Raw genomic sequence first — 23,849 nt, forward strand, 5'->3', positions numbered from 1 at the left:
ATGTGTTTGCTCGCACGAACATCATCAATCAAATCGGCGTTCTTGTTTCTGTGTTTCCCGGGATTCCGTGAAGAACCAAAAAAAAGCCCGCGGGAGGGCGGGCAAACCGTAGTTTCTTGAATGAGCGAGGGCAATGTACCGATTGTTGAGGCGCGATGGGGTGAAGAAAAGTTCATGTAGATGAACGCCCGCGCGCGGTGCGTCTACGGCAAATGATCCGCCGCAAAATCCGCCTCTGAACGCGCGCGCAACTGGCCCTTGCGGCAGGCTTGCTGGAATCGTTCATAGTCGCGGCCGTTCTGGTCGGTGTAGTTCTTCGCGTACTTGACCAGCGCCTCGGCCAGCGCATCGCTCTTGCCGATGTAGCCGCTGATCTGCGAGGCGTGCCCGGATGATTTGGCATGCGCGCGGGCGAGGGCGCGACCACACAAGCGCCCGTAGGCCTCAAAGGCTTCGGCATCGAAGTTTTCCAGCTCCGCTGAAATCTTCATGTCGCGCAACTGGCGCACATAAAAGTGTCGACCGTTGGGACCGGTGGCCCAGCCAAGGAACAGGTCACTGGCCGACTGCATCAAGCGCTGACCATCGACCACCCGCTGACCCTCATGCCGGACACGTGATTTGACCTTCACGTAATCAGCGAGCACCGAACGCCGCGCTTCCTTGAATTGCAGGAACAACGGGAACTCCTGTTCATCCGTCAGCAACGCCACCAGGCAACGGGTGCCGACACTGCCCACGCCCACGACTTTGAAGGCCATGTCGTGAACGTGAAACCGTGACAGCAACTCACGACGGTCGGCTTGCAGCGTGCTTCGGTAATCGCTCATGAATGTTTTGTACAGCGGGCGCCAGTCCGAGAGGCGCAGCCAGTCATCGTCGGCGTCCAGCAGCGTGGTGTCTTTATGCAGATGGAAAATTTCCGGCAGGTCATCGCGAATCACCAAATGGCCTTTCGCGTCACGCTCGCTGATCTTTGGCAGCAGCTCGGCATGCGTCCGCCGTTCGGCTTTTTCGATGGCGCGCTCCACATGCTCCAGCGTGCTTTTGCTCGCCTGCTTGAGCAAATCATCGTAGCTGATGGACTCATACCAGTTCTCCAGCGAGCTTTGTTGGGCGCACTCCAGCATGGTGTCCTGATAGGCGCGCACAACCTGGAGGCAGACGTCTTCTTCCACCGTCTCACCGTGACGCAGGTCGCGAGCCGCCACCATGAAACTCGCCACCAGACGTTTCAGATCCCACTCCCACGGACCGGGGTGGACCTCGTCGAAATCGTTCACGCTGAACAACAGATTGCGCTCGGGCGTGGCAAAACCACCGAAATTCATCAGGTGGCAATCGCCGCAGATCGTCGAGACCAGGCCCATGTTGGACGTGGTGGCCAGGTCGTGAGCCTGCAGCAAGGCGTTGCCGCGATAGAAGGTGAACGGCGACACCAGCATGCGCCCATACCGTAACTCGACCAGCGACTTGATCCGGCCTTCGCTGGACCGTTTGATCAGCGGGATGGGGTCACGGGTCACTTTTCCCATGGACGCTTGAGCACTGCGCGAGCAGTTTTTGCGAGCAGCCTTGCCTTGCTTCAAACGGTCGTTGAGGGTGGTCATGGGGGCTCTTTTTGGGTGACGTTATGAGGTGAGATCGAACTGAGTGTAGAAGGGCTTTGCAGGCTTATCCGAAGTGATTGAGCAGCGACTAATCTGTCCTTCATGCCTTTGTTCCCTCTCGCAACGTTCCCTCTCGCAACCTGGCAACAAGGAGGTTTGTGCTCTCACTCCTGATATCGCTGCTGCTGGCCTTCCTGATCGGCTGGGTGTCCCAGCGCATGGGCATGTGCCTGGTCAATGCCACGGGGTTGTTGCTCAGGCGTCGACCGACGTTGTTTGTGTCTTTGATCACATGCGGTTTGTTCGGCCTGTTACTGGCGCCGCTCTATGCAGTGTTTGGTGTCAGTCAGCCGCTATTCATTCCAGAGGTCGGCTACCTGTCACTGGTCGGCGGCGGGCTGTTGTTTGGTCTCGCCTCGGTCCTCAATGACGGTTGCAGCGTCGGCACGCTCACCAAACTCGCCAGCGGCAACTTCAACAAAGCCTTCACCATTTTTGGCTGGGTGCTGGGGATCGTCCTCTGGTATCACCTGAACATGCTCGCCGAACACAAAATCCTGCAAATGCCGACCATCACCAGCCGCCACTACTGGCTGACCCTGGGCATCGTCCTGCTGGTGCTGCTATGGCTGATCCGCGTTCACGGTGACAAACACCTGGTCCTTTCCTGCATGCTGCTGGGCGCCCTGACCAGCGCCCTCTACACCTTCGAACCGCTGTGGACCCCGAGCGTATTCATTTACAACGTCTCGCAAATGTTCTGGGATTCAGGGGAGAGCTCCCTGACCGGTCGGCGAGTGGCGGTATTCGTCGTGCTGTTGCTGGGGATGGCCAGTTACACGCTGCATCGCCGGACCTTCCGTTACCAGCGGTTTGACGTGATGACTGCGGGGAAGCATTTGCTGGCGGGGGTGCTGATGGGGATTGGGGCGTCGATGATGCTGGGGGGGAATGATTCGCAGATCTTGTTGGTGTTCCCGACGATGACGTGGGTGGGCGCGGTACCGTTGGGGGCGATTGTTTTGGGGATATTGGTGGGGGTTGGGATGAGGCGGATTAGTGGGCGAATTTGATAAGTCAGGAATCCGAGGTCGCTTCAATGTTGTGTATACGGTACATTGAGCTATAAATGTTACGGTAACTGCACATGGACTATTCTCTGATCATCACTCGCCTTGGCGATCAAATACGCGAAAAACGTATCAATCGTGGATTGACGCAAGCCCAGCTTGCCGAACTCGCCGGGCTGACACGATACAAAGTTATCGCAGTAGAAAAAGGCACCATTTCCGTAGGAATGATCGCTTTTGCGCGAATTCTAGCCGCACTGGATTGTGAGCTATCGGTCATTCCGGCGGCGATGCCGACGCTGGAAGAGCTTGGGGATCTGTTCTAATGAAAATGACTTCTCTCAGTGTCAGTACCCCAGAGGGCAATAGCGGCAGAATTCTCACCAGTGCTGAGGACTTCCTGTTTCGCTATGACGAAGATGCATTGCCTTCCATGGCGATCAGTTTGTCGATGCCTGTGCGACCAGACGAATTCCGTCGACGCGATCTGCATCCGATTTTTCAGATGAACCTGCCGGAAGGTTACGTCCTGGAGCAATTGCGTAATCGCTTGGCTAAAACCGTTAACGTGGACCCGATGCTGTTGTTGGCGCTTTCCGGTAGCAGTTCGCCCATTGGACGGGTCCAGGTACGCTCCGAAACGATCGATACTTTACTGGCTGATCAGCAATTTCCTGGGGAAAAGCTCGAAGAGATCCTGACGTGGGACGGTACCGAGGATATCTTCGCTGACCTGCTTGACCGTTACATTCTGCGTGCAGGTATTTCCGGTGTTCAACCCAAGGTGTTGGTGCCTGAACAGCAGGAAACTGATTTGCCGCGAGTCACCTCGAAAACCTCGGACTTGATCATCAAAAGTGGTCGGGAGGAGTTCCCTGGATTGGCGATCAATGAGTTCCTTTGCATGTCCATTGCCAAGGAAGCAGGCATTCCCGTTCCTGAGTTTTTTCTGTCCGATAACGCTCAGCTGTTTGTCATGCGACGCTTTGACCGAGACCAGCAACTAAATCCGATCGGTTTCGAGGATATGGCGGCGTTGATGGGGTTATCGGCTGAGCAGAAGTACAGTAAAAGTTATGCGGCAATCGCCAAGGCTGTACGGTTGTTCTGTCCCGCAAAACACCTGCAATCCTCTCTCGATCAACTCTTCGATAGCGTCGCTTTGAGTTGCATTGTTGGAAACGGTGACGCTCATCTGAAGAACTTTGGCTTGCTGTATTCGGAGCCTACGCAGCGTGATGCGCATCTTGCACCGGCCTACGATATCGTCAACACCACGGCCTACATTCCGGAAGACGTTTTGGCTCTGGACCTGGCGGGAAACAAGTCATTATTTGCCTCCCGCCAAGGGTTGTTGGAGTTTGCACAAACGTGTGACATCGAACAGCCAAGAGAGCGTATTCAGAAGATGTTAACGGCACTGGAGGTTGTGATTGATCGTCACCCGCAGCATCGGGAGCGGGCTCCTCATGTGGTCAGTGCCATTCAACAAGCGGCTGCGCCTTTTGCGCTGACGTTTGGGTAATCCGGTTTCTAGTTAAAGCCAAAAAAGCACCTGCGATGTTCTCGTCAGGTGCCTTCTTTATTGATGGGCTATGGCCACTTCGTTAGATCGTCGAAACCTGCGCCTGCAATCGCCGGCCTACGACATCGAGCAAATCGCAGCCATCGCGTAGCGACGTCACCAGTACCCGCGCCAGTTCACTGTGAATACCCTCGCCAAACGCGATGCTCTCCAGCAACTGAGTCGCGGTGCGGATACGGTAAGCCGCGGTTTCGTGCAGCACGTCCAGCGGTGCTTCGGTGTCGATCAGCAACGACGCGATGGTGCAGTCGATGCCGGTGATAGGCATGTATCTATCCATGACAAAACCCTCCATTTGGTAAAAGAACTGACTAAGCAGTAATGACTGCAGACAGAACCTCAGGCAGCCCGTCAGGCGGATCAAGGTTGTCCAGCGCACGGTTGACCAACAGCTCCGCCAGTACGCTCAACTGCTGAATGGCCAGTGCCACGTTCCGCCGCGAGCCTTCGAGTTCGCAGGCAAGGTCGGTGGTCATGACGTTGAGCGAAGCGAGGGTTTCGCAAGCGTGAGCGAGCAGGGTGGGTGTGTCGATGTCGGGGAGGAGGGTGAAGACGTGGCTGATGGGGTCGGGGTGTTGTGGGTTGCGTAGGCGAGCGCTGACGGTGCGTTCGGTGGCTTCTGAGAGCGCCGACAAATCGATAGTTTCTGTTGCCGGGTCCGGTGGATTGGGGCTGTGTTTTTTCATGGTCTATCTCTGGTTTATTCAAGGAGCCGCCACGCCCCTGCTGTCAAACAGGGAAGGGTGGCAGCCGTACGCGGGTTGACAGACCGGCAAACCAGAAACCGGTGCACCCGAAGATGCCCCACGCACAACCGCCATGAAAAAAATGCACACGCGTAAGCATGCCGTTTTATCAGGAAGAGTGAAAGTTACTGGTTTCAGCCTGTCAAAGCCGATCGCTGTTTTGTAGCGACATCTGAAGGCTATCGACGCAGAACCGCTTCCGCCAGTTCATGAAAGTCGATACGAGTTGCGGGAAGTTTCCTAGGACGCGGACTACATCCACTGGGATAGCTTGCGCTTGCGAATCAGAGCAAGTGAGCGCCGGCAAGAACTAGTCCGATGGGAGGCGATGACTAGCCAAAAATTGGCGAAAAAAAAGCCCGACAATTGGGCGGGCTTCTTATCAGCGCAGTGGGTTAACCTCGTTTGGCCTCAGCCTCCATCATCACAAGGTTCTGCTGCTTGGTGGCTTCTGTAAGCACTTCGCTATAGACACGCTTTTTCTGCTCTGCCTTGGCGTTCCTAATAAAGTCTGCAAAGGAGCTCTTGGCTCCTTTAGTAAAACCTAGCTTGATCGACATCATAGATGTGCTCCTGATCCTAACCCGAGCTGAGCCATTAAATCAGCTCGCGTATGTCGCTCAGGGATATGGTAGTCAATTTTATCGACCCCAGCCTTGTATAGACGTCCTGAATTGTCGATATGCTTGAGGAGTAAATCCACATGGACGTCTCCTCCATACTCTAGCTTAAGAGCGTTTACGACGTCACGTGCGGCAAAATACTGATCGACGAAATGCTCTGGGCGGATTTTTCTTCCTTCGGCTTCTTCACGGGCTTTGACAAACTCCCAAGCCAGGAGCGGATTTTGGTAGACATAAAGAATCTGCACAAATCTCCCCTTTCGCAAGGATCGTTCTACGTTCCTTTTAGCGACATCTATATTCGACAATGTTCCATCTAGCACAAAAGACTGTCTCTGCTCGAAAGCGAAATCTAGAATTTTCTCGACCAGAATTGACACACCACTCTGGAAAATCCATGCGTTTCCTCCTGTGTATTCAGAAAATTCGCTGCGAAGCTCATCAGGATCGATTCTCAGAATCGCCGTATCAGCAAAGAGATTTATCAGTGCAATTGATGCCTCGGTTTTTCCTGCCCCTGGCGAACCGGCCATAAATACTGACACTGGGTCTTGTTCCGGCGGGTACTGCGCTTTGTCAGTCCGGCGCTTAGCTATTGCTTTTTTATTCGATCGAGCAAAGCAAATCGCCTCGTCTCGCATTAGCTGTTCAGCAGGAGTCATTCGTCCATTCCTTTGCTATGAAGATCATCAAGGTGGAACAGAAAAAGACAACGAGTCTGTTTGACTGAAAGCATACCGGTTTGCTTACTGCGCCCGAGTTCAAGGTGTTCGCCACAACGTGAGGGAAATTTCCTAAAGTTGAGAACGAAGTTTGTCGAATGCATGACTGCTCTCTTCTCAATAGTCGGTTGCGTCACCCCCCTTCAAAACCCACCCCGCCTCCCCAGCCACCAACCGATACTCAACCTGCCGCATCTTCCCCGTCCTCCCCGCGCCAGCCACCGCACTGTCATAAACCGGAAACCGCCGCACCAACATATTCTCCACCACCGCAAACTCATCCTCCCCCTGATACCCCTCGGCCACTTTCGTGTTCTCACCAACCGGCGGAAGGTAAATCTCGCTCAGCGACTTCTTATGGTTAGCCGCGTACGCCACCAACTCCCCGGGCATCCCGCGCCCCGGTGCTCTGGCGAACACGTAAATCTCCGGCGAGCCATCCCGATCAAGGTCGGCGACTTCAGCGCGGGCAATGTTACCCGTCAGCGGTCGAGTGATCGCCGAGTTGTCGATCTCCAGCCCTTGAGGCGAGATGCGCACCACTGGATTCCCGTCGACCCATTCGCCCTTCACCTGAAAACGTACGCCCTGCAGTTCTAGTGTTTGATCAAACGGCTGGGCGCTGTCCGTCGTCGGGCTGAGGTTTAGAGAAAGGTTGTAGTTGGCCACTTCGTTGCGCCGCGCCGCGTTGCGCATCAGGTACACCTGAACCGTGTACACCCCATCAACGGGCAACGGGCCCATGAAGTGATTGCCCATGATCGAGCCGTTGAACAGCGCGGTGTCCTGGCCTTTGGCGGCGATGTTGAAGTAGGCCGAGGCGTTGGAGGGTTTGAGGTCGACGGTCAGTATCTGGCCTGCTTTCGCACTGACGCGGTATTGCGCGGTGAGTGGGCCTTTGATGGATTGGTCGATCCTGGCGCTATCGCTTCCCTTATCAAAAGGAACCTGCTCGACACGCGGTTCGACCTCGGAGGCGGCCTGCGCAAAAGTAGCGATTGCTGAAAACAGACCGACGGCAATCCAGCGATTCATGAATATTTTCCTGAAAAGACTGAAGCGAAGAATAGATCAGCGACTCGATTCGGCACTGCAAACGGTGAATCAGCGATTTGATCGGTCGCGAAAATCCGTACTGGAAGTCGTCGCGATCCGCCTCGATTCCGCCGTCATCGTCCAGTGGCTTGTGTCGATAAGTATTGAAGTACTGACGCCAGTTCAGCGTCGTCCGCAGAAGGGTTTGTAACCGGACGTAGAAGCCCGGTTTAGACGAGTCTGTCGGGAAAACGTGGCAATAACATGACACATTGAATCTAATAAATGTCGTCAAATAAATGACTATCTTTTCGTGCTGCGTTAGTTTAGACAAACTATTGACAGTGCCCCTCTGAACTCCCATTATCGGCCGCGTTTTGGTGGCCTTGCGCCATGAAGGCGGCGGAATAACCACTTGTATCCGCTCAACTGTTCAGGGAGAAATTTGATGTTTGTCGAGCGAATACTGGTCACCGGCGGGGCGGGATTTATCGGGTCGCACCTGGTCGAAGCATTGCTCGGCAAGGGCTACAAGGTTCGCGTGCTGGACAATTTGTCGACCGGCAAAGTGGCTAATCTGCCGATGGACAATGCCAATCTGAACCTGGTCATCGGTGATGCGGCGGATGGTGCTGTCGTTGAACAGGCCATGCGCGATTGCAGCGCTGTCGTTCACCTGGCGGCGGTCGCCTCGGTGCAGGCTTCGGTGGATGATCCGGTCAGCACTCATCAAAGCAACTTCGTCAGCACCCTGAACGTCTGCGAAAGCATGTCGAAGGCTGGGATCAAGCGTGTGGTGTATGCGTCCAGCGCGGCCATTTACGGCAACAACGGTGAAGGCACGGCGATTCACGAAGACACGCCGAAATCCCCACTCACGCCGTACGCCGCCGACAAACTGGCCGGTGAGTACTACCTGGATTTCTATCGCCGCGAACACGGCCTGGAACCGATGATCTTCCGCTTCTTCAACATCTTCGGCCCGCGCCAGGATCCGTCTTCGCCGTACTCCGGCGTGATCAGCATTTTCACCAAACTGGCCATGGCCGAGCAGTCGGTGGCGATCTTCGGTGACGGTGGGCAGACCCGCGATTTCGTTTACGTTCAGGACCTGGTGAGCATTCTCGTGCAGGCACTGGAAGTGAACGAACCGAAACCCGGCGCGGTCAACGTAGGGCTCAGCCGTTCCACCAGCCTCAACGACCTGATCGCTGAACTGGGGGCTGTTGTCGGCACCCCGTTGAAGGTGATTCATCACGCACCTCGACAAGGCGACATTCGCCACTCGCGTGCCAACAACGCTCGCCTGCTCGAGCGTTTCAAACTCCCTGAGCCGACCACTATCGGCAAGGGTTTGGCCCAGCTAATCCGCAGTCTGTAACGCGGCCGGTCACTCGGCACGACGTTCAATCAGCATCGACTCAGTCACACTCAAGAGTGCGTTATGGAAATCGTTTTTCGCAGGACGCGTGTCCGCTCGGCCGCCAAACGGCTGTTGGCTGCCATCGCGCTTATCGTGAGTGGCCCGGCTGCCCAGGCCGCCGCGTTACCACAGCCCTCTAGCGTGACGTTCTGGTACGCCGATCAACCGCCGATCCCGGAACTCGCACAATTCGATTGGTCGGTGGTCGAGCCCGGGCATATGACCCAGGGCGACGTCAAAACCCTGCGCAATTTGGGCAGTCAGCCGTTTGCCTATTTGTCCATCGGCGAGTTCGCCGGCAACAAGGGCGACATCGAAAACGCCCACCTCGCCGGCGCAGTCAGCCCGGTGCGAAACGGTGCGTGGGATAGTCAGGTGATGAACCTGGCAGCGCCAGCGTGGCGTGAACATTTGTTCGGCCGCGCCAAGGCGTTGCAGGCCGAAGGCTATGCCGGGTTGTTCCTCGACACCCTCGACAGTTTCCAGTTGCAGCCCGAGGCTGAGCGAGAAACCCAACGTCTGGCGCTCGCCAGTTTCCTGCGCGAATTGCACCACCGCCAGCCGACGCTGAAGCTGTTTTTCAACCGTGGCTTTGAAGTCCTGCCCGAGCTCGATGGTGTGGCCGCGGCGGTGGCGATCGAGTCGATCCACGCCGGTTGGGATGCGACCGCCAAGCGCTATCGCCCGGTGCCTGAAGCCGACCGTGCGTGGCTGGAAACCCAGATCCAGCCGTTGCGCGCCAAAGGCATCCCGCTGGTGGCCATCGACTACTTGCCGCCGGAGCGCCGCGACGAAGCGCGCAAGCTGGCCAAGCAACTTCGCGAAGAGGGTTTTATTCCGTACATCGGCACCCCTGAGCTGGACTCGATGGGCGTCAGCAACATCGAAGTCCAGCCGCGCCGGGTCGCGCTGCTGTTCGACCCGCGCGAAGGCGACCTGATCCGCAACGCCGGGCACACGCTGCTCGGTGGCTTGCTCGAATACCTCGGCTACCGCGTAGATTACCTGCCGGTGGACAACACCCTGCCCAAGTACCGCTTCAGCGGTTTGTACGCCGGCGTGATCACCTGGATGACCAGCGGCCCGCCGCAGGACGCCCCGGCGTTCAACACCTGGATCAGCAAGCACCTGGACGAGCAAGTCCCGGTGGTGTTCTTTTCCGGTTTACCGATTCTGGACCCGCTGCTGCTCAAGCGTCTGGGCTTGACCCGCGAAGCGCCCATCGCCACCCAAGCGTTGAGCATCACCTATCAGGACAAGGCGCTGATCGGAGCGTTCGAAGCACCGGTGCAGCCCCGATCCCGTGACCTGACCGCGATTTCCCTGCTGCCCAAAGGCCCGAAAGCCGCGTTGCTGCTGACCGCCGCCGACGGCCAGGCCTTTGCTCCGGTCGCCGTGGCCGACTGGGGCGGTTTGGCCCTTGCGCCATACATTCTCGAAGCGAACAACGAGCGCAGCCGCTGGATTCTCGACCCGTTCGCGTTCCTTCAAGCCAGCCTGCGCCTGCCGGTGCAACCGCGCCCGGACACCACCACTGAAAACGGTCGTCGTATTGCCACCGTGCACATCGACGGCGATGGTTTCCCGTCGCGCGCCGAAGTGCGCGGCACGCCGTACGCCGGCAAGCAGGTGCTTGACGACTTCATTCGGCCCAATCCGTTTCTGACCTCGGTGTCGGTGATCGAAGGTGAGATTTCGCCACGCGGGATGTTCCCGTTTCTCGCCCGCGAACTGGAGCCGATTGCCCGTGAGCTGTTCGCCGACCCGAAAGTCGAAGTCGCCACGCATACCTTCAGCCATCCGTTTTTCCTGCAGCCTGAACTGGCGAAGAAACGCGAAAATTTCCACCCGGAATACGGCTTGAAAATGGCCATTCCGGGCTACGACAAAATCGATTTTCGTCGCGAGATTTTTGGCTCCCGCGACTACATCAACCAACACCTCACCACCCCGGAAAAACCGGTGAAGATGGTGTTCTGGCCGGGCGATGCATTGCCTTCGGCCGCGACCATCAAACTGGCCTACGACGCCGGCCTGAAAAACGTCAACGGCGCCGAGACCATGATGACCAAGGCCAATCCGTCGCTGACCGGTTTGAACCCGCTGCTGCGCCCCACCGAAGGCGGCTTGCAGTACTACGCGCCGATCATCAACGAGAACCTCTACACCAACCTGTGGAAGGGCCCGTATTACGGCTTCCGCGATGTGATCGACACCTTTGAACTCACCGACAGCCCGCGGCGTATGCGCGGCCTGCACCTGTATTACCACTTCTATTCCAGCACCAAGCAGGCCTCGATCAAGGCCATGGGCGAGATCTACGGCTACATGAAAACCCAGCAGCCGATGTCGCTGTGGATGAGCGATTACCTCGATCGTTTGCACGGTTTGTATCAAGTGAGCATGGCGCGCACCGCCGATGGCGCCTGGCAGATTCGTGGGCTGGACGCGCTGCGCACCGTGCGGCTCGACCCGCAAATGGGCTGGCCGGACCTGATGCGTTCGCAAGGCGTGGCCGGTGTTCGCGACTTGCCGCAGGGCCGTTACGTGGCCTTGAGCGGCGACCACGCGTTGCTGGTGTTGCGCCCCGATCGGGATGAAAGACCGGCACTGGAGGACGCCAATCTGCCGCTGGTGGACTGGCGCTACGTGGATGAGCGCCAGGTGGACTTTTCGTTCGCCGGGCAGGTCGACCTGAGCTTCTCCGTGCGCGCCTCGGGCACGTGCCGGGTTGAAGTGGACGGACAACGTTTTGCAGGCAAGGCATCCGCCGGCCTGTGGACTTTTCAATTACCAATGAAGCAGGTGAGTCATGGTCAGCTCTTCTGCAACTAAGTCTTCAGCCACTAAAAGCGGCCGCCTGCTCAATCCGTGGACATTGGCGGTGGTGGCAGTGGCGGTCGGTGGCATCCTTTGGCTGACGTTCCAGCGCGAAGAAGTGTTCCAGCCCGATGGCCGCGAGCCGGATGCGGTGTCGGCCAATTACGCCGAACTGCTGTTGTCGGCGCACCCGGACGACGACCATTTGCGCCTGCAATTGGTCGACCTGTTGATCCGCCTCGGCGACTACACCAAGGCGCGTCAGCACCTTGAGAGTTGGCCGACACCGCAACTCGGGTTGCAGGCCTATTACCGTCTGGAACTGGACGCACTGGAAGCGGCGAAGGCTGACGATCCGGTTGCTCAGAAAGCGTTGATCGAACGCCTGCAAGGCTTCGATCACAGCATGCTGCCGCTGCCGCAATTGCAGAACCTGGCCAAGCTGGCATTGACCCTTCAGGCGCCGGCGTTCGCCGCCAGCGTCTACGAAGAAATCGCCGGGCGCGATCCGGCGCAGCGCATCGAGTCGCTCAAATCCGCCGCGCAGTGGTATCTGGCCGGTGAGAAACCGGATCGCGCCGCCGAGATTTACCTGCAACTGAAAAAGGACAGTAAAGGTCCCGAGCGACGTGAATACGCGCAACTGGCCTTCAACAGCCTTTTGGCCGCCGGTCACGGTGACCAGGCCGCGCAGGTGCTCGCCGATGAACTGGATCAGCTCAAGGATCCGCAAAATGATGCGGCGTGGCTGGAGCAGGGCGTCGATGTCGCCGTCGGCAGCCAGCGCTTCGACCTGGCGCAGCGATTCCTTGATCAGTGGCGTGTCTTGCAGCCAGACAACCCGCAAATCCTCAGGAAAGAATTCGGCATGCGCCTGGCGCTTGGCGATCTGCCCGGTGCCTGGGAAAGCGGTGAGCAACTCGTGGCCGAACACCCGGATGACTTGGCCTTGCTCGAGCAAATGGCGCATCTGGGCGAATGGCGTGGCGATGGTCAGGCAGCCCTGGCCTATTGGATTCGCTTGCTGAAACTGCACGAAGACCCAACAACCCGCGAACACGCGTGGCGTCTGGCAAGCCAGCAGTACGACTTCGATCAGGCGATTCCGTTGCTCGCCGAGATCATGCAGCAGCGTGCCTTGACCGACGTCGAACTCGATGCGCTGATCTATGGCCACGAATCACGGGGCACCCCGACCGAAGCCGAAGCCTGGTTGCGCGCTTACCTGAACAAGTACCCGAGCCATCGCCTGGCGTGGACGCGCCTGGTGCAGAACCTGGAAAACACCGGGCAGTACGCGCACAAGGCCGAGACCTACAAGAGCTATTCGAAACGTTTTGCGCTGACCACCACCGAACGCATCGATTGGGCCAACACCTACTTGAAGCTGTTTGACAATCAGTCGGCGTGGGGCGTGGTGCAGATCGACAATCGCAAGATTACCGATGAAGAATATTGGAGCCTGCGCTCGTCGCTGGCCTGGGATCTGGAGCTCGACGACGAGCTGCAAGCGTCCCTGGAAAAACTCCTCGCCCTTCGGGGTTCGCTCAACAGCGGCGACGAAAGCCAACTGATCACGATGTACCGCACCAGCGATCCGAAACGCGCCCTGACCATGATGGTCGGCAGTTGGCAGCGCGTGCATGATCCGCTGCGTCTGGTCGAGGCCTTGCAGCAAGCTCAGGACTTGCAGGACTGGCCGCAAGTCGCCGCCCTGCTCAAGAGTGCCGAGCAATACCCGGACGCCAGCGAGCAAGCGCAGGTGCTGGCGATTCGCGGTGCTTTGGCGGTTCAGCAAGGGCAAACCGAAGAAGCGCAGCGCTTGTACCTGTTGGGCTTGTCGCGCTTCCCGGATGACAACCAGTTCCGCGAACGCCTGATGTGGCTCTACATCGATCAGGGCAACACTACTGCGCTGAAACCGTTGCTGACCGAATGGCGTCCGCAGGCGCGGCAAGACCGGATTCTGTGGCTGCCGTTCGCCAGTGCCAGCCAGTTGCTCGGTCGTGAAAGCGAAGCCCTGGCCTGGTATCGCCTGTACCTCAAGACCAGCCCGCAGGATTGGCTGGTGCGCGCGGCGTATGCCGATGCCCTTGAAAGCGCCGGTTATCGCGATGCGGCCCAACGCCTGCGCCTGAAGTTGCTGCGCAGTCCTGAGGGTGAAGAGATCAAGCCGTCGTCCCAGCGTTACGCGATCTGGTTGCGCCTCATGGCCAGCAGCTATTCGCCGGGCAAAGCGGCGAATGAAGTCGCGCAGTGGAAGGACGGCTCGCCGGCCATGCTGCAATTGTGGTTCGAGCGGTTGCTGGCGCGTCTCGACGCGACGAACCAGGAATCGCAGAAAGACCAGTGGCTGGATTGGGCGCGCAGCCAGGGCTTGAAGGTCGAGCGTTATGAAGAGATTCAACAAGCCTTGCGCAGCCGCAACAAACAGCAGGTCGAAACCCTGTTGGCCAGCAACGACCTGAACCCGGCGCAACGTGCACAGGCGTTGAGTCGTCTTGGCCGATACGCCGAAGCCCTCGATCTCAGCGAGTCTGCGCTGGGCGACGATCAACCGGCCGCAGTGCGTGAGCAGTTGCGTCGTCAAGCCGTGGAGCTTCAGGAATTGACGCCGCAAGGTGCGCAGGTGTCCTGGCATCAACAGGATTTCGGCGGCCTGGAATTCAACGGCCCGCGCCTTGAAGTGGCGCACAACCTGGGCGATCAGTGGTACGCAAACCTTGAGCTGGAGCAGGGCACTTACAACAGCGATCAACTGATTGAATCGCGCATGGGCGACGAGAATAACGCCGGCCTGACGCTGCAACGTTTTGTCGACGACGGCAGCTACAAGCTGTTCGCCGACACCAGCCAGCGCAAGGACGACGACCGCAATGGCCTGGGCCTGTCGCGGATCTGGCAGCTGGACGTCAGCGATCAGCTCGAGGCGGGCCTGGACTGGAATCGCAAGAGCGAAGACAGCGGCTTGATGCGCGCTTTCGGCCAGCACGACAGTGTGTGGCTTGGCGGTCGTCACGGCTTGTCGGCGCGGGATCAGATCAGTTGGGAAGTGGCGCAGAAATCCTTCTCCACCCGTGCTGGCGATTCCCTGGGCAACGGCCAGGCGCTGAAGATGGAATACAACCACACGCTGGAATTTGCCGGGCCTAACTGGACCGTGCGCAGCGGTGTCGATTATCAGCACAACAACGTCAAGGACCGCACCCTGGACTACCTGTCCAGCGCCAACGGCGGCCCGGTGAAAAGCGTTGATGACTCGGATGATCCTGCGGTCGTCACGGCCGAAGATCTGCTGCAAAGCCGTTACGGCCAACTCTATGTCGGCAGCTCCTGGCGTCGCGGTTTGCCGGGCGCGCTGGTGCGCACTCGCCCGCAATACACCTGGCTGGTGGACGTCACGGCGGGCTGGCAATGGCTGGATCAAACCTTCAACTACGGCATCAACACCGGGATCGGCGTCGAAGTGCTGGGCGATGACGAATTGGCCCTGACCTTCGGCTACCAGTCCGCGCCACAAGGCGGGGATGGTCAGGCGGGCGGAACACTGGGTGTGAGCTACGGCGTGCGATTCGGACGCTGATCATGAAATGTTTACGGGAGAAAAACTGATGCAAGCAATTCGTAATCTGAGCCTGGCTCTGGCAGTCCTGTTCGTCGCCGGTTGCGCCAGCTTCACCGGTGACACCAGCCCCAATCTGCCGCGCACTGCGAAGTGGGGTGTGGTGCCGATGGTCAACTATTCGCAGACGCCGCAGGCGGGCGAACGCAGTGAGCAAATCCTGCTCAGCGTCCTCAGCAGCCATGGTCTGAAACCACGGGTTTACCCGGCCAGCACCCAGGGCGAACAAGCGCTGATGGACGACAACGAACGCCTGGCCGGCGCCCTCGATTGGGCCCGCGATCAGAAACTCGATTACGTGGTCTCCGGCAGCGTTGAAGAGTGGCAGTACAAGAACGGTCTGGACGGCGAGCCGGCAGTGGGCATCAGCCTGCGCGTGCTCGAAGCCAGCAGCGGTCGTGTGCTCTGGAGCAAAAGCGGCGCACGCGCCGGTTGGTCCCGTGAAAGCCTCGCCGGCACCGCGCAAACGGTGCTCGACACACTTGTTGGCGCCCTTCGGTTCGAGTGAATGCAATGAATTCTCCTCACATGGATTACAGCCTCGCGCCGCGTGCCAGCGGCCCGGTGTCCTGGCTGGAAACGCTGTTGGTGACGGGCGGGGCCATCGGCCTCGGCCTGTGGCTGACCCCGCAGGACCCGCTGCAAATGCACGCCGGTTTTCCCTGGCCGGTGCTCGCGCCATTGCTGCTGGGTGTGCGCTACGGTTTTGTGCGCGGCCTGGTCAGCGCCAGTCTGCTGGTGATGGCGATGTTCGCCCTGCGCTACATCGGGCATGCAGGATATGAGCAGCTCGATCCGTCGTTCATCGTCGGCGTTCTGGTCAGCGGCATGCTGGTGGGCGAGGTTCGCGATCTGTGGGAGCGGCGCTTGCAGCGTCTGCAGATGGCCAACGATTACCGCCAGTACCGTCTCGACGAATTCACCCGCGCGCACCAGATTTTGCGGGTCTCCCATGACCTGCTTGAGCAGCGCGTGGCGGGCAGCGATCAGAGTTTGCGCAGCTCCTTGCTCGGCTTGCGCGACAAGCTGCGAGTCATGCCGGACGAAGGCGATGCATTGGCCGCGCTGGCCGACCCGATCGTGACCATGCTCGGTCAATACGGCGCGTTACGCGTGGCCGGTTTGTACCGCGTCGATGAGCGTGAAGAAAACGTCTTGCCGGAAGCCTTGGCGACCATCGGCATCATGGGGCCTTTGGGCACCGAAGACGGTCTGGTCAAGCTGTGCCTGGAGCGCGGTGAACTGGTCAGCGTGCGTCAGGAACTGATCGACGCCGGCAGCTCGGCGCAGTTTTCGTCGCTGCAGGCGTGCATTCCGCTGATCGATGCCGAAGGTCGCTTGCTGGCGATTCTGGCAGTGCGGCAGATGCCTTTCTTTGCCTTTCAGGATCGCACGTTGAGCCTGTTGGCCTTGCTCGCCGGGCACATTGCCGACCTGCTGCGCCGCGACCCGCAAGTGCTGCAACTGGCTGATGCGGATGCGCAGCACTTCACGCTGCAACTCAAGCGCTCGCTGGTGGACGTTGAGCAGCACAAATTGGCGGCCGGTCTGTTTGCCTTCGAAATGACCCGTCCAAACGATGAGCTGGCGCGACTGTTTGAGCGCAGTCAGCGCGGTCTCGATTTGCAATTGTCGCTGCGTAACGATCGCGATCATTCGTTGTTGCTGGTGCTGTTGCCGTTGACCAGCCCGCAAGGCACCGAAGGGTATCTGGCGCGGATCAACCTGTTGCTGCACGAGCACTTTGGTATCGAAAGCAGCCTGGAAAGCCTTGGCGTGCGTGTGCTGCCGTTCAACCTGGAGCCTGGCTGTGAACGCAACGGGCTGCGTAATTTCCTGTTCAACGAGTGTGGCCTGAATGATCAGCAAGTGGCTGTTTAGCGGAGCCTTGTTGTTAGAGGCGGGCAGTTGGGCCAGCTTGTGGGTCGCGGCGCCTGAATTACAACAACTGCTGGTGTTCACCTTGAGCCATGGCCTGGCCTGCGTGATGTTGTGCGCGGCGGTGTGGTTGCTGCTGCCGGCGCGTTACCGTTCGCCGCTGCCGTGGAGCCCGCTGTTCATCTTCAGCCTGGCGTTCTTTGTGCCGGTGCTCGGGGCGGTCGGTGTGGTCGCGGCGATTTTCCCGGCGCTGTACCTGCCCCGTAAACGCGACAAGCAGGCGTGGCAAGCGGTGGGCATTCCGAAACTTCCGTATCGGGCGCAGCTGCAATTGCACAAGCCGGTATTTGCCGATGGTGGTTTGCAGGACGTGTTGCGTCATGCGCCCGATCCGGACCAGCGTCTGGCTGCGTTGCTGGCCACCCGGCGCATGCCCGGCAAAGAAGCCGTGCCGATCCTCAAACTGGCGCTGGCCGACCCGAGCGACGATGTGCGGCTGCTGGCGTATTCGATGCTCGACAAGCAGGAAAGCGACATCAACCTGCACATCCAGATCGCGCTGAGTGAACTGCCCGACGCCAACGTCAAAGCGGCGGGTGCGCTGCATGGCCGGCTGGCGCGCTGGTATTGGGAACTGGCGTATCTGGGGCTGGCGCAAGGCAGCGTGCTCGACCACGTGCTCAATCAAGCCAGCGAACATGCCGAGCTCGGCCTGGAAGCCGGCGAGGGCGGTGAACTGTTTCTGCTGGCCGGGCGCATCGCGCTGGAGCGTGGCGACATCGAGCGCGCTGAAGTGCTGCTCCGTCAGGCCCAGGAGAACGGTATGGGCGCAGCGCAGGTGCTGCCGTTCCACGCCGAACTGGCCTTCGAGGCCGGTCGTTATCACGAAATTCCCGGACTGCTCGCACGCCTCCCCGAAGAAACCCGTCAGCGACCACCGTTCGCTGCATTGGTCAGGAGCTGGACATGAGTCACAAGGAACAGGCACCCGTTGCCGACATTTGCCTGCTGCTCGAAGGCACCTGGCCGTACGTGCGCGGCGGCGTTTCCAGCTGGATTCACCAGATGATCCTCGGCTTGCCGGAATTGACCTTCTCGGTGATGTTCATCGGCGGCCAGCGTCAGGCTTATTCGGCGCGTCGCTATGAAGTACCGGCCAACGTGCTGCACATCGAAGAAGTGTTCCTCGAAGACGCCACGCATCCGACCAAGACGCTGGGCGATCCGCGCGAGGCGGACGAACAGCAGTTGCAGGATTTGTATCGCTTCCTGCATCACCCGGATGCGCCTGACCTCGACATGGGCGAACGCTTGCTCGACTGCATCGCCCAAGGCCGCATGACCCTCGATGACGTGCTGCGCAGCCGCGCCAGTTGGGAAACCCTGAGCGAAGGCTACCGTCAGCATTGCGCCGACCCGTCCTTCGTCAATTATTTCTGGACCCTGCGCTCGATGCAGTCGCCGTTGCTGATGCTCGCCGAAGCCGCGCGACGGATGCCGCAAGCGCGGGTGCTGCATTCGATTTCCACCGGCTACGCGGGTTTTCTCGGGTGCATTCTCAAGCAGCGCTGGAACTGCACTTATTTGCTCAGCGAGCACGGCATCTACACCAAGGAACGCAAGATCGACCTGGCGCAGGCCAGCTGGATTGCCGAGAGTTCGGGCCAGGCGCTGAACCGCAGCCTCGATGCCGGCTCCGGTTACATCCGCACCTTGTGGGTACGCTTCTTCGAGCGCATCGGCCAACTGACGTACAACAGCGCCGACAACATCATCGCGCTCTACGACGGCAACCGTCAGCGGCAGATCAAGGACGGCGCCATGGCGTCCCGCACCCAGGTGATTCCGAACGGTATCGACCTGCCGGTGTGGACCGCCGCGCTGGAATCCCGTGCCCACGGCATTGCGCCGGTCGTCGGCCTGATCGGCCGTGTGGTGCCGATCAAGGACGTCAAAACCTTTCTGCGGGCCATGCGCGGCGTGATCAGCGCCATGCCCCACGCCGAAGGCTGGATCGTCGGCCCGGAAGAGGAAGACCCGGAATACGTCAGCGAATGCCGCAGCCTGATGGCCAGCCTGGGCCTGGAGGGCAAGGTGCATTTCCTCGGCTTCCAGCGCATTCAGGACATCCTGCCGAAACTCGGCCTGATGGTGCTGACCTCGATCAGCGAGGCGCAACCGCTGGTGATCCTGGAAGCCTGGGCCGCCGGTACGCCGGTGGTCAGCAGTGACGTCGGTTCGTGCCGTGAGTTGATCGAAGGCGGCAGCGCCGAAGACCGTGACCTCGGGCACGCCGGCAAGGTGGTGGCGATTGCCGACCCGCAAGCCACCAGCGCGGCGATCCTCGAACTGCTGCGCAGCCCGCAACGCTGGCAGGCCGCGCAGGCCAGCGGCTTGTTGCGGGTCACTCGTTACTACACCGAAGCCTTGATGCTGCAGCGTTATCGCGACTTGTATCAAGCTGCCATGGAGAACAGTTAAATGGCCGGGATTGGCTTCGAACTGCGAAAAATCCTTTCGCGGGATTCCTACACCGCGACGTTGCACGCCTACGTCTACGCGGGGCTGATCAGCTCCGGGCCTTGGGTGTTGTCGATCATCAGTGTGATGCTGGTGGGGATCATCAGTATCGGCTTGTTGCTGCCGAACGCGTTGGTCGGGCAGTTTCTGGTGACGGTGACGTACCTGATGGCCACCTCGCTGATCCTCACGGGCGGCCTGCAGCTGTTCTTCACCCGGTTCGTGTCCGACCGCTTGTTTGAACACAAGTACGATCAGATCCTGCCCAACCTGTTGGGCGTGTTGTTGCTGGTCACCCTGGGCGCCGGGCTGCTCGGCATCGTCGTGCTGGGCCTGTTGTTCGACCAACCGCTGATCTACCGCGTATTGGTGTTGGCCAACTTTGTGGTGCTGTGCAACCTGTGGCTGGTGATCATCTTCCTCTCGGGGATGAAGGCCTATAACCGCATCTTGTTGGTGATGCTGGTGGGTTACGCGCTGATGGTCGCGAGTGCTTACCTGCTGAGCTTTCTGCAGATGCCGGGCTTGTTGCTGGCGCTGTTGATCGGGCACAGCACGCTGCTGTTTCTGTTCCTCTATGACATCCTGCGCGAGTACCGGGCCGAGAAACTCATCGCCTTCGATTTCCTCGCACGACGCAACGTTTTCCTCAGCCTGCTGGCCACCGGTTTCTTCTACAACCTGGGCATCTGGATCGACAAGTTCATGTTCTGGTTCAACCCCGGGACCTCCAACGCAATCGTCGGCCCGCTGCGTGCATCGATCCTGTACGACTTGCCGATCTTCCTCGCGTACCTGGCGATCATCCCCGGCATGGCGGTGTTTCTGGTGCGCATCGAAACCGATTTTGCCGAGTGGTACGACCGTCTGTTCCGGGCGATCCGCGAAGGTGAAACCTTGCAGCACATCGGTCAGTTGAAAACCGAAATGACCTTGTCGATCCGTCAAGGGCTGCTGGAAATCTGCAAGGTCCAGGGGCTGACGGCGGTGCTGTTGTTCCTGTTCGCACCTCGTTTGCTCGACTGGCTGGGCATCTCCAGTTACTACCTGCCGCTGTTCTACATCGACCTGATCGGCGTGAGCATTCAAGTGGTGTTCATGGCTTTGCTCAACGTGTTCTTCTATCTGGACAAACGCACCGTGGTGCTGGAACTGTGCGTGCTGTTCGCGGTGTTGAACGCGATGCTGACGCTGTTCAGCATGTACCTGGGCCCGAGTTTCTTCGGATACGGGTTTACGCTGTCGCTGCTGATCTGCGTATTGCTGGGTTTACACCGGCTGACCACGGCGCTGGAAGATCTGGAGTACGACACGTTCATGTTGTCGCGCTGACGGTTTGTCCGGGCACAAAAAAGGCACTGGCGATCATCGCTCAGTGCCTTTTTTTTCATCCGACCAACGTCACCGGTGTGCGGCCGCTGCGCTGCTAGGCTTGCCTACTCTGTCGCTTCCCTTCAGGAGTCACGGCCATGAGTACCGCACTGGAAACCGTTCTGTACACCGCAAAAACCCACACCGTCGGCGGCCGCACCGGCACCGGCAAAACCAGCGACGGCGAACTCGACATCGCCTTCAGCTCACCCGGCTCGGGCAAACCCGGCACCAACCCGGAGCAACTGTTTGCGCTGGGTTATTCGGCGTGCTTTATCGGCGCGATCCAGGTGGCGGCGGGCAAGATGAAAATCAAATTGCCGGAAGATACCTCGGTGGACGCCGAGGTGGATCTGGGTAAAACCAGTGGTGGGGACTTTCAGTTGGCGGTCAGGTTGAACATTAACTTTCCCGGGCTGGAGGACGGGGTGAAGCGTGAACTGGCTGAGGCTGCGCATCAGATCTGCCCGTATTCGCGGATGACCCGTGGGCATGTTGAGGTGGATCTGAAAGTGGTCTAGACCCTGACTCACACTGGATTCGCCTTTGTGGGAGTGAGCCTGATCGCGATGGCGGTTGTTCATTCAACATGGATGCCGACTGACATACCGCCATCGCGATGTAGGACCTGAAACTAATTCGAAGCCCCAACCCCAAACTTCAACCCGCCCCAATTCCAATCCTTCGATTGTTTCGTATAACAGCCCGGCTGATTGGCCGGTTCGGCATCACAGGTAATTCGCCCGGTCTTGTTGGTGTCGGTAGTGCGGTCGTTGTAGTACGCACACCCGGACGACAGGGAAAGGGTTAACGCGACAATCAGCATGTTGAATTTCATGGCGGCTTCCTTGCGAATAGAACGCCAGCATAGGCCTGATTGTGTAGAACCGCCCAATACCTGTGCGCATTACAACTCGGTCGATTTCACCGTGTGCTTGAAATGGTGTTCCCAAAGCCTGATGCCCAGCTCGCCGGTTCGATCCAGCGATGACCCCTCCGTCAAATCCGTAATCAACGTTGGCTGCAACCCAGCGTCAAACAACGCAAACCCGGCGGCCAGGCAGCAGGTCTCGGTTTGCAGTCCGCAGACCAATATTCGATCCACTTGCAGGTTTTTCAGGTATTCGATGGTTTCGGGCGTTGGCGCGTAGCCGTGCTTGATGAAGATGCGGTCGGCCGCGATCAGGCTGGCATCATCCGGCGCCGGGTGACAGCCGAGTTGTTTTTGGAATGGGTTTTGGTTTCGTCGTGACGCTCGACGGTAGCGACGCTGGGTAGGGTGCCGATGAGCGTCTGGATGCCGTCGACAAGCCATTGCGGCGGGGCGAAGCTGGGCTGGACGTCGATGATCAGCAGGGCTTGACGCATGGAGGGCTCCGGGTTCGATGTTTGCCGGGGATGGGCGGACCACCAGATACCAAACCCCAGATGCAACAAAACCCGCACTTGGCGGGTTTTGTCTTGCTTCGTATTTGGTGGGCCGGGGTAATTTGAATCAAGCCACTATATTATTGATTTGTATGATTAATATCGGTTTTTATTTTTAGGTGGAATACCAACTGGAATACCTTGCGAAATTACACTCTAATTTATCCCCGCGCCCGCTTGTACTTAATCTGACAATTGAACGCATTAAGGCTGACCAGCTTACTTCGAGGTCATGATTAGCAGTGAACTGTGCATCGCTCTCGGTGGCGACAGGCGCAAACGTCAAAAAGCAGCCAACCGAATAAGGTAAGGCAGGGTTTGAATACCTGTACCGCCCTAGATCATCATCTAATCGGGATCAAAGATGCAATGTAGTAATGCGTCGGCCTACTTGATAAATGACAATGGCCGACGTTGAGTTGCCCACGCTTAACACGTGAAGCGTGCGATTTCCTCTCGCTTCGCGCCACGCGTAGCACTGATCAGACGCTGTTTGTAGGCTTTGTGTATCCTGGTGCAAAAATTGCGCTCTCTACACCATAAAGAGCCAGCGGATCGCTCAACCATAAACGATAGGCATAATCTTTGATGCTGTGATCGGGTGAGCAGTCGATATGGTATTGCTGCAGCACATAACCAGCCATCGCGGCACGCACACGAAGCCGCATAAGTCCGTCGCGCATCCCGTAATCCAATACGACTAATTCAGTGGAGTCTTTGTCTGGGTGTGGAATGATAGGGAGATCCAGCATACGATTCCACTGATCATCCTGTTCCCAGCTCTCTTCAGTCCTAGGTTTCTCACCGACAGAGATCTCGGCATTGCTCATGCGAGTGAACACAAAGTCTGAGAAACGTTTGCCTTTGCGATCAAATGCCCGGACATGCCAACGAAGGCCATCACAGCCGATAGCAAAGGGAACAATCTCTCGCGTTGAATGCCCAGATTTCGACATGTAGTCGATTTTTACCACCTGCCTGAGGTGAATTGCGCGCGTCACTGGTGCAAGGATTTCGATCTTAGGACGGCTAAGTAACGACACAGACTCGTGTCGGATCAACGAGCCCTCCCCAGAGTCGACGCCATCGCCGAACCCTTGCGAAAGCGTAACTAGCACGCGCTCGGAATTATGCGCTACCTGGGGGACAAACTGCTCACGAATAATGTAATGCTTGGTAACCGGATCAAGCTCAGTGTTTTCGGGGGCAAGCTCACGGTAAAGCGCAAAATCCCGCGTAGCTGCCGCTGAAGCCACGCCAAAACGCTCCATTAAATCCATGCGCGATACAACCCCCAAAAAAAACAAACGGAAGTCTATGAAGGCGAGGCGCTCCTGTTGCGCCTTGCTGTAATCGCTGAGGTCAATCATGTTTTCTCCGTTTGGCCGACCATCGA

At 58.5% G+C, this 23,849-nt stretch carries 21 protein-coding genes and 1 pseudogene; 13 read left to right on the top strand and 9 right to left on the bottom strand.

Going from position 1 to position 23,849, the window contains the following annotated elements; translation table 11 throughout:
- Window positions 1–203: 203 nt before the first annotated feature.
- Window positions 204–1,610 (bottom strand): DUF2252 domain-containing protein, encoded by a 1,407-nt coding sequence (locus ACWKV5_RS18300; protein WP_483842444.1) that lies wholly within the window; start codon window positions 1,608–1,610, stop codon window positions 204–206.
- Between the two features lie 158 nt (window positions 1,611–1,768).
- Here ACWKV5_RS18300 and ACWKV5_RS18305 point away from each other — a divergent pair, with 158 nt between their 5' ends.
- The 3 genes from ACWKV5_RS18305 to ACWKV5_RS18315 all read left to right on the top strand — a co-directional run bounded on the left by ACWKV5_RS18305 (window position 1,769) and on the right by ACWKV5_RS18315 (window position 4,205).
- Window positions 1,769–2,683 carry a YeeE/YedE thiosulfate transporter family protein gene (locus tag ACWKV5_RS18305; RefSeq protein ID WP_483842445.1) on the top strand — a complete coding sequence of 305 codons (915 nt, stop codon included), beginning with the start codon at window positions 1,769–1,771 and terminating at the stop codon, window positions 2,681–2,683.
- Between the two features lie 74 nt (window positions 2,684–2,757).
- Window positions 2,758–3,006, top strand: coding sequence for a helix-turn-helix domain-containing protein (locus ACWKV5_RS18310; RefSeq protein WP_483842446.1), 249 nt, complete (start codon window positions 2,758–2,760; stop codon window positions 3,004–3,006).
- Window positions 3,006–4,205 (top strand): type II toxin-antitoxin system HipA family toxin, encoded by a 1,200-nt coding sequence (locus tag ACWKV5_RS18315; protein WP_483842447.1) that lies wholly within the window; start codon window positions 3,006–3,008, stop codon window positions 4,203–4,205. Before ACWKV5_RS18310 ends, ACWKV5_RS18315 begins: the two co-directional genes overlap by 1 nt.
- 82 nt (window positions 4,206–4,287) lie before the next feature.
- Here ACWKV5_RS18315 and ACWKV5_RS18320 read toward each other — a convergent pair whose 3' ends face one another.
- From ACWKV5_RS18320 to ACWKV5_RS18340, 5 genes are all read right to left on the bottom strand, one after another.
- Window positions 4,288–4,545 carry a hypothetical protein gene (locus ACWKV5_RS18320; protein ID WP_483842448.1) on the bottom strand — a complete coding sequence of 86 codons (258 nt, stop codon included), beginning with the start codon at window positions 4,543–4,545 and terminating at the stop codon, window positions 4,288–4,290.
- 31 nt (window positions 4,546–4,576) lie between these two features.
- Window positions 4,577–4,951, bottom strand: a complete 375-nt coding sequence (locus tag ACWKV5_RS18325; protein ID WP_483842449.1) for a DUF6124 family protein — start codon at window positions 4,949–4,951, stop codon at window positions 4,577–4,579.
- 455 nt (window positions 4,952–5,406) lie between these two features.
- Complete coding sequence (locus ACWKV5_RS18330; RefSeq protein WP_483842450.1) at window positions 5,407–5,574, bottom strand: hypothetical protein; 168 nt, start codon at window positions 5,572–5,574, stop codon at window positions 5,407–5,409.
- Window positions 5,571–6,296, bottom strand: a complete 726-nt coding sequence (locus ACWKV5_RS18335; RefSeq protein ID WP_483842451.1) for a zeta toxin family protein — start codon at window positions 6,294–6,296, stop codon at window positions 5,571–5,573. The genes ACWKV5_RS18330 and ACWKV5_RS18335 overlap by 4 nt, the downstream gene beginning before the upstream one ends.
- A gap of 177 nt (window positions 6,297–6,473) precedes the next feature.
- Window positions 6,474–7,391, bottom strand: coding sequence for a hypothetical protein (locus ACWKV5_RS18340; protein ID WP_483842452.1), 918 nt, complete (start codon window positions 7,389–7,391; stop codon window positions 6,474–6,476).
- Here ACWKV5_RS18340 and ACWKV5_RS18345 point away from each other — a divergent pair.
- From ACWKV5_RS18345 to ACWKV5_RS18390, 10 genes are all read left to right on the top strand, one after another.
- Window positions 7,390–7,602, top strand: a complete 213-nt coding sequence (locus tag ACWKV5_RS18345; RefSeq protein WP_483842453.1) for a hypothetical protein — start codon at window positions 7,390–7,392, stop codon at window positions 7,600–7,602. The two genes, ACWKV5_RS18340 and ACWKV5_RS18345, sit on opposite strands and share 2 nt — an antisense overlap.
- A gap of 237 nt (window positions 7,603–7,839) precedes the next feature.
- Window positions 7,840–8,772 carry an NAD-dependent epimerase/dehydratase family protein gene (locus tag ACWKV5_RS18350; RefSeq protein WP_483842454.1) on the top strand — a complete coding sequence of 311 codons (933 nt, stop codon included), beginning with the start codon at window positions 7,840–7,842 and terminating at the stop codon, window positions 8,770–8,772.
- Between the two features lie 63 nt (window positions 8,773–8,835).
- Window positions 8,836–11,649: a bifunctional glycoside hydrolase/polysaccharide deacetylase family protein gene (locus tag ACWKV5_RS18355; RefSeq protein WP_483842455.1), complete on the top strand. Its 2,814-nt coding sequence runs from the start codon at window positions 8,836–8,838 to the stop codon at window positions 11,647–11,649.
- Entirely contained in the window at window positions 11,627–15,217 is a 3,591-nt protein-coding gene (locus ACWKV5_RS18360; RefSeq protein WP_483842456.1) for a tetratricopeptide repeat protein, read from the top strand. Before ACWKV5_RS18355 ends, ACWKV5_RS18360 begins: the two co-directional genes overlap by 23 nt.
- A gap of 28 nt (window positions 15,218–15,245) precedes the next feature.
- On the top strand, window positions 15,246–15,764 hold the full coding sequence (locus tag ACWKV5_RS18365) for a penicillin-binding protein activator LpoB (RefSeq protein ID WP_483842457.1): 519 nt from the start codon (window positions 15,246–15,248) through the stop codon (window positions 15,762–15,764).
- Between the two features lie 5 nt (window positions 15,765–15,769).
- Entirely contained in the window at window positions 15,770–17,137 is a 1,368-nt protein-coding gene (locus ACWKV5_RS18370; protein WP_483842458.1) for a PelD GGDEF domain-containing protein, read from the top strand.
- A complete protein-coding gene (locus ACWKV5_RS18375) occupies window positions 17,115–18,104 on the top strand; it encodes a HEAT repeat domain-containing protein (RefSeq protein ID WP_483842459.1) in 990 nt (329 codons plus the stop codon). The genes ACWKV5_RS18370 and ACWKV5_RS18375 overlap by 23 nt, the downstream gene beginning before the upstream one ends.
- Window positions 18,101–19,615 (top strand): GT4 family glycosyltransferase PelF, encoded by a 1,515-nt coding sequence (gene pelF, locus ACWKV5_RS18380; RefSeq protein ID WP_483842460.1) that lies wholly within the window; start codon window positions 18,101–18,103, stop codon window positions 19,613–19,615. The genes ACWKV5_RS18375 and pelF overlap by 4 nt, the downstream gene beginning before the upstream one ends.
- A complete protein-coding gene (gene pelG / locus ACWKV5_RS18385) occupies window positions 19,616–20,986 on the top strand; it encodes an exopolysaccharide Pel transporter PelG (protein WP_483842461.1) in 1,371 nt (456 codons plus the stop codon).
- Between the two features lie 137 nt (window positions 20,987–21,123).
- A complete protein-coding gene (locus tag ACWKV5_RS18390) occupies window positions 21,124–21,546 on the top strand; it encodes an organic hydroperoxide resistance protein (protein WP_483842462.1) in 423 nt (140 codons plus the stop codon).
- 113 nt (window positions 21,547–21,659) lie between these two features.
- Here ACWKV5_RS18390 and ACWKV5_RS18395 read toward each other — a convergent pair whose 3' ends face one another.
- The 3 genes and pseudogenes from ACWKV5_RS18395 to ACWKV5_RS18405 all read right to left on the bottom strand — a co-directional run bounded on the left by ACWKV5_RS18395 (window position 21,660) and on the right by ACWKV5_RS18405 (window position 23,823).
- The gene (locus tag ACWKV5_RS18395) at window positions 21,660–21,863 is read right to left on the bottom strand and encodes a hypothetical protein (RefSeq protein WP_483842463.1); all 204 of its coding nucleotides are present in this window, start codon (window positions 21,861–21,863) and stop codon (window positions 21,660–21,662) included.
- Window positions 21,864–21,932: 69 nt separating this feature from the next.
- Window positions 21,933–22,393 (bottom strand): annotated as a pseudogene (locus tag ACWKV5_RS18400) (isochorismatase family protein).
- A 542-nt stretch (window positions 22,394–22,935) separates the two neighbouring features.
- Window positions 22,936–23,823, bottom strand: a complete 888-nt coding sequence (locus ACWKV5_RS18405) for a BrxR family transcriptional regulator (protein ID WP_105709267.1) — start codon at window positions 23,821–23,823, stop codon at window positions 22,936–22,938.
- Window positions 23,824–23,849 lie beyond the last annotated feature (26 nt).

It is taken from the genome of Pseudomonas oplopanacis (genome assembly GCF_057128725.1).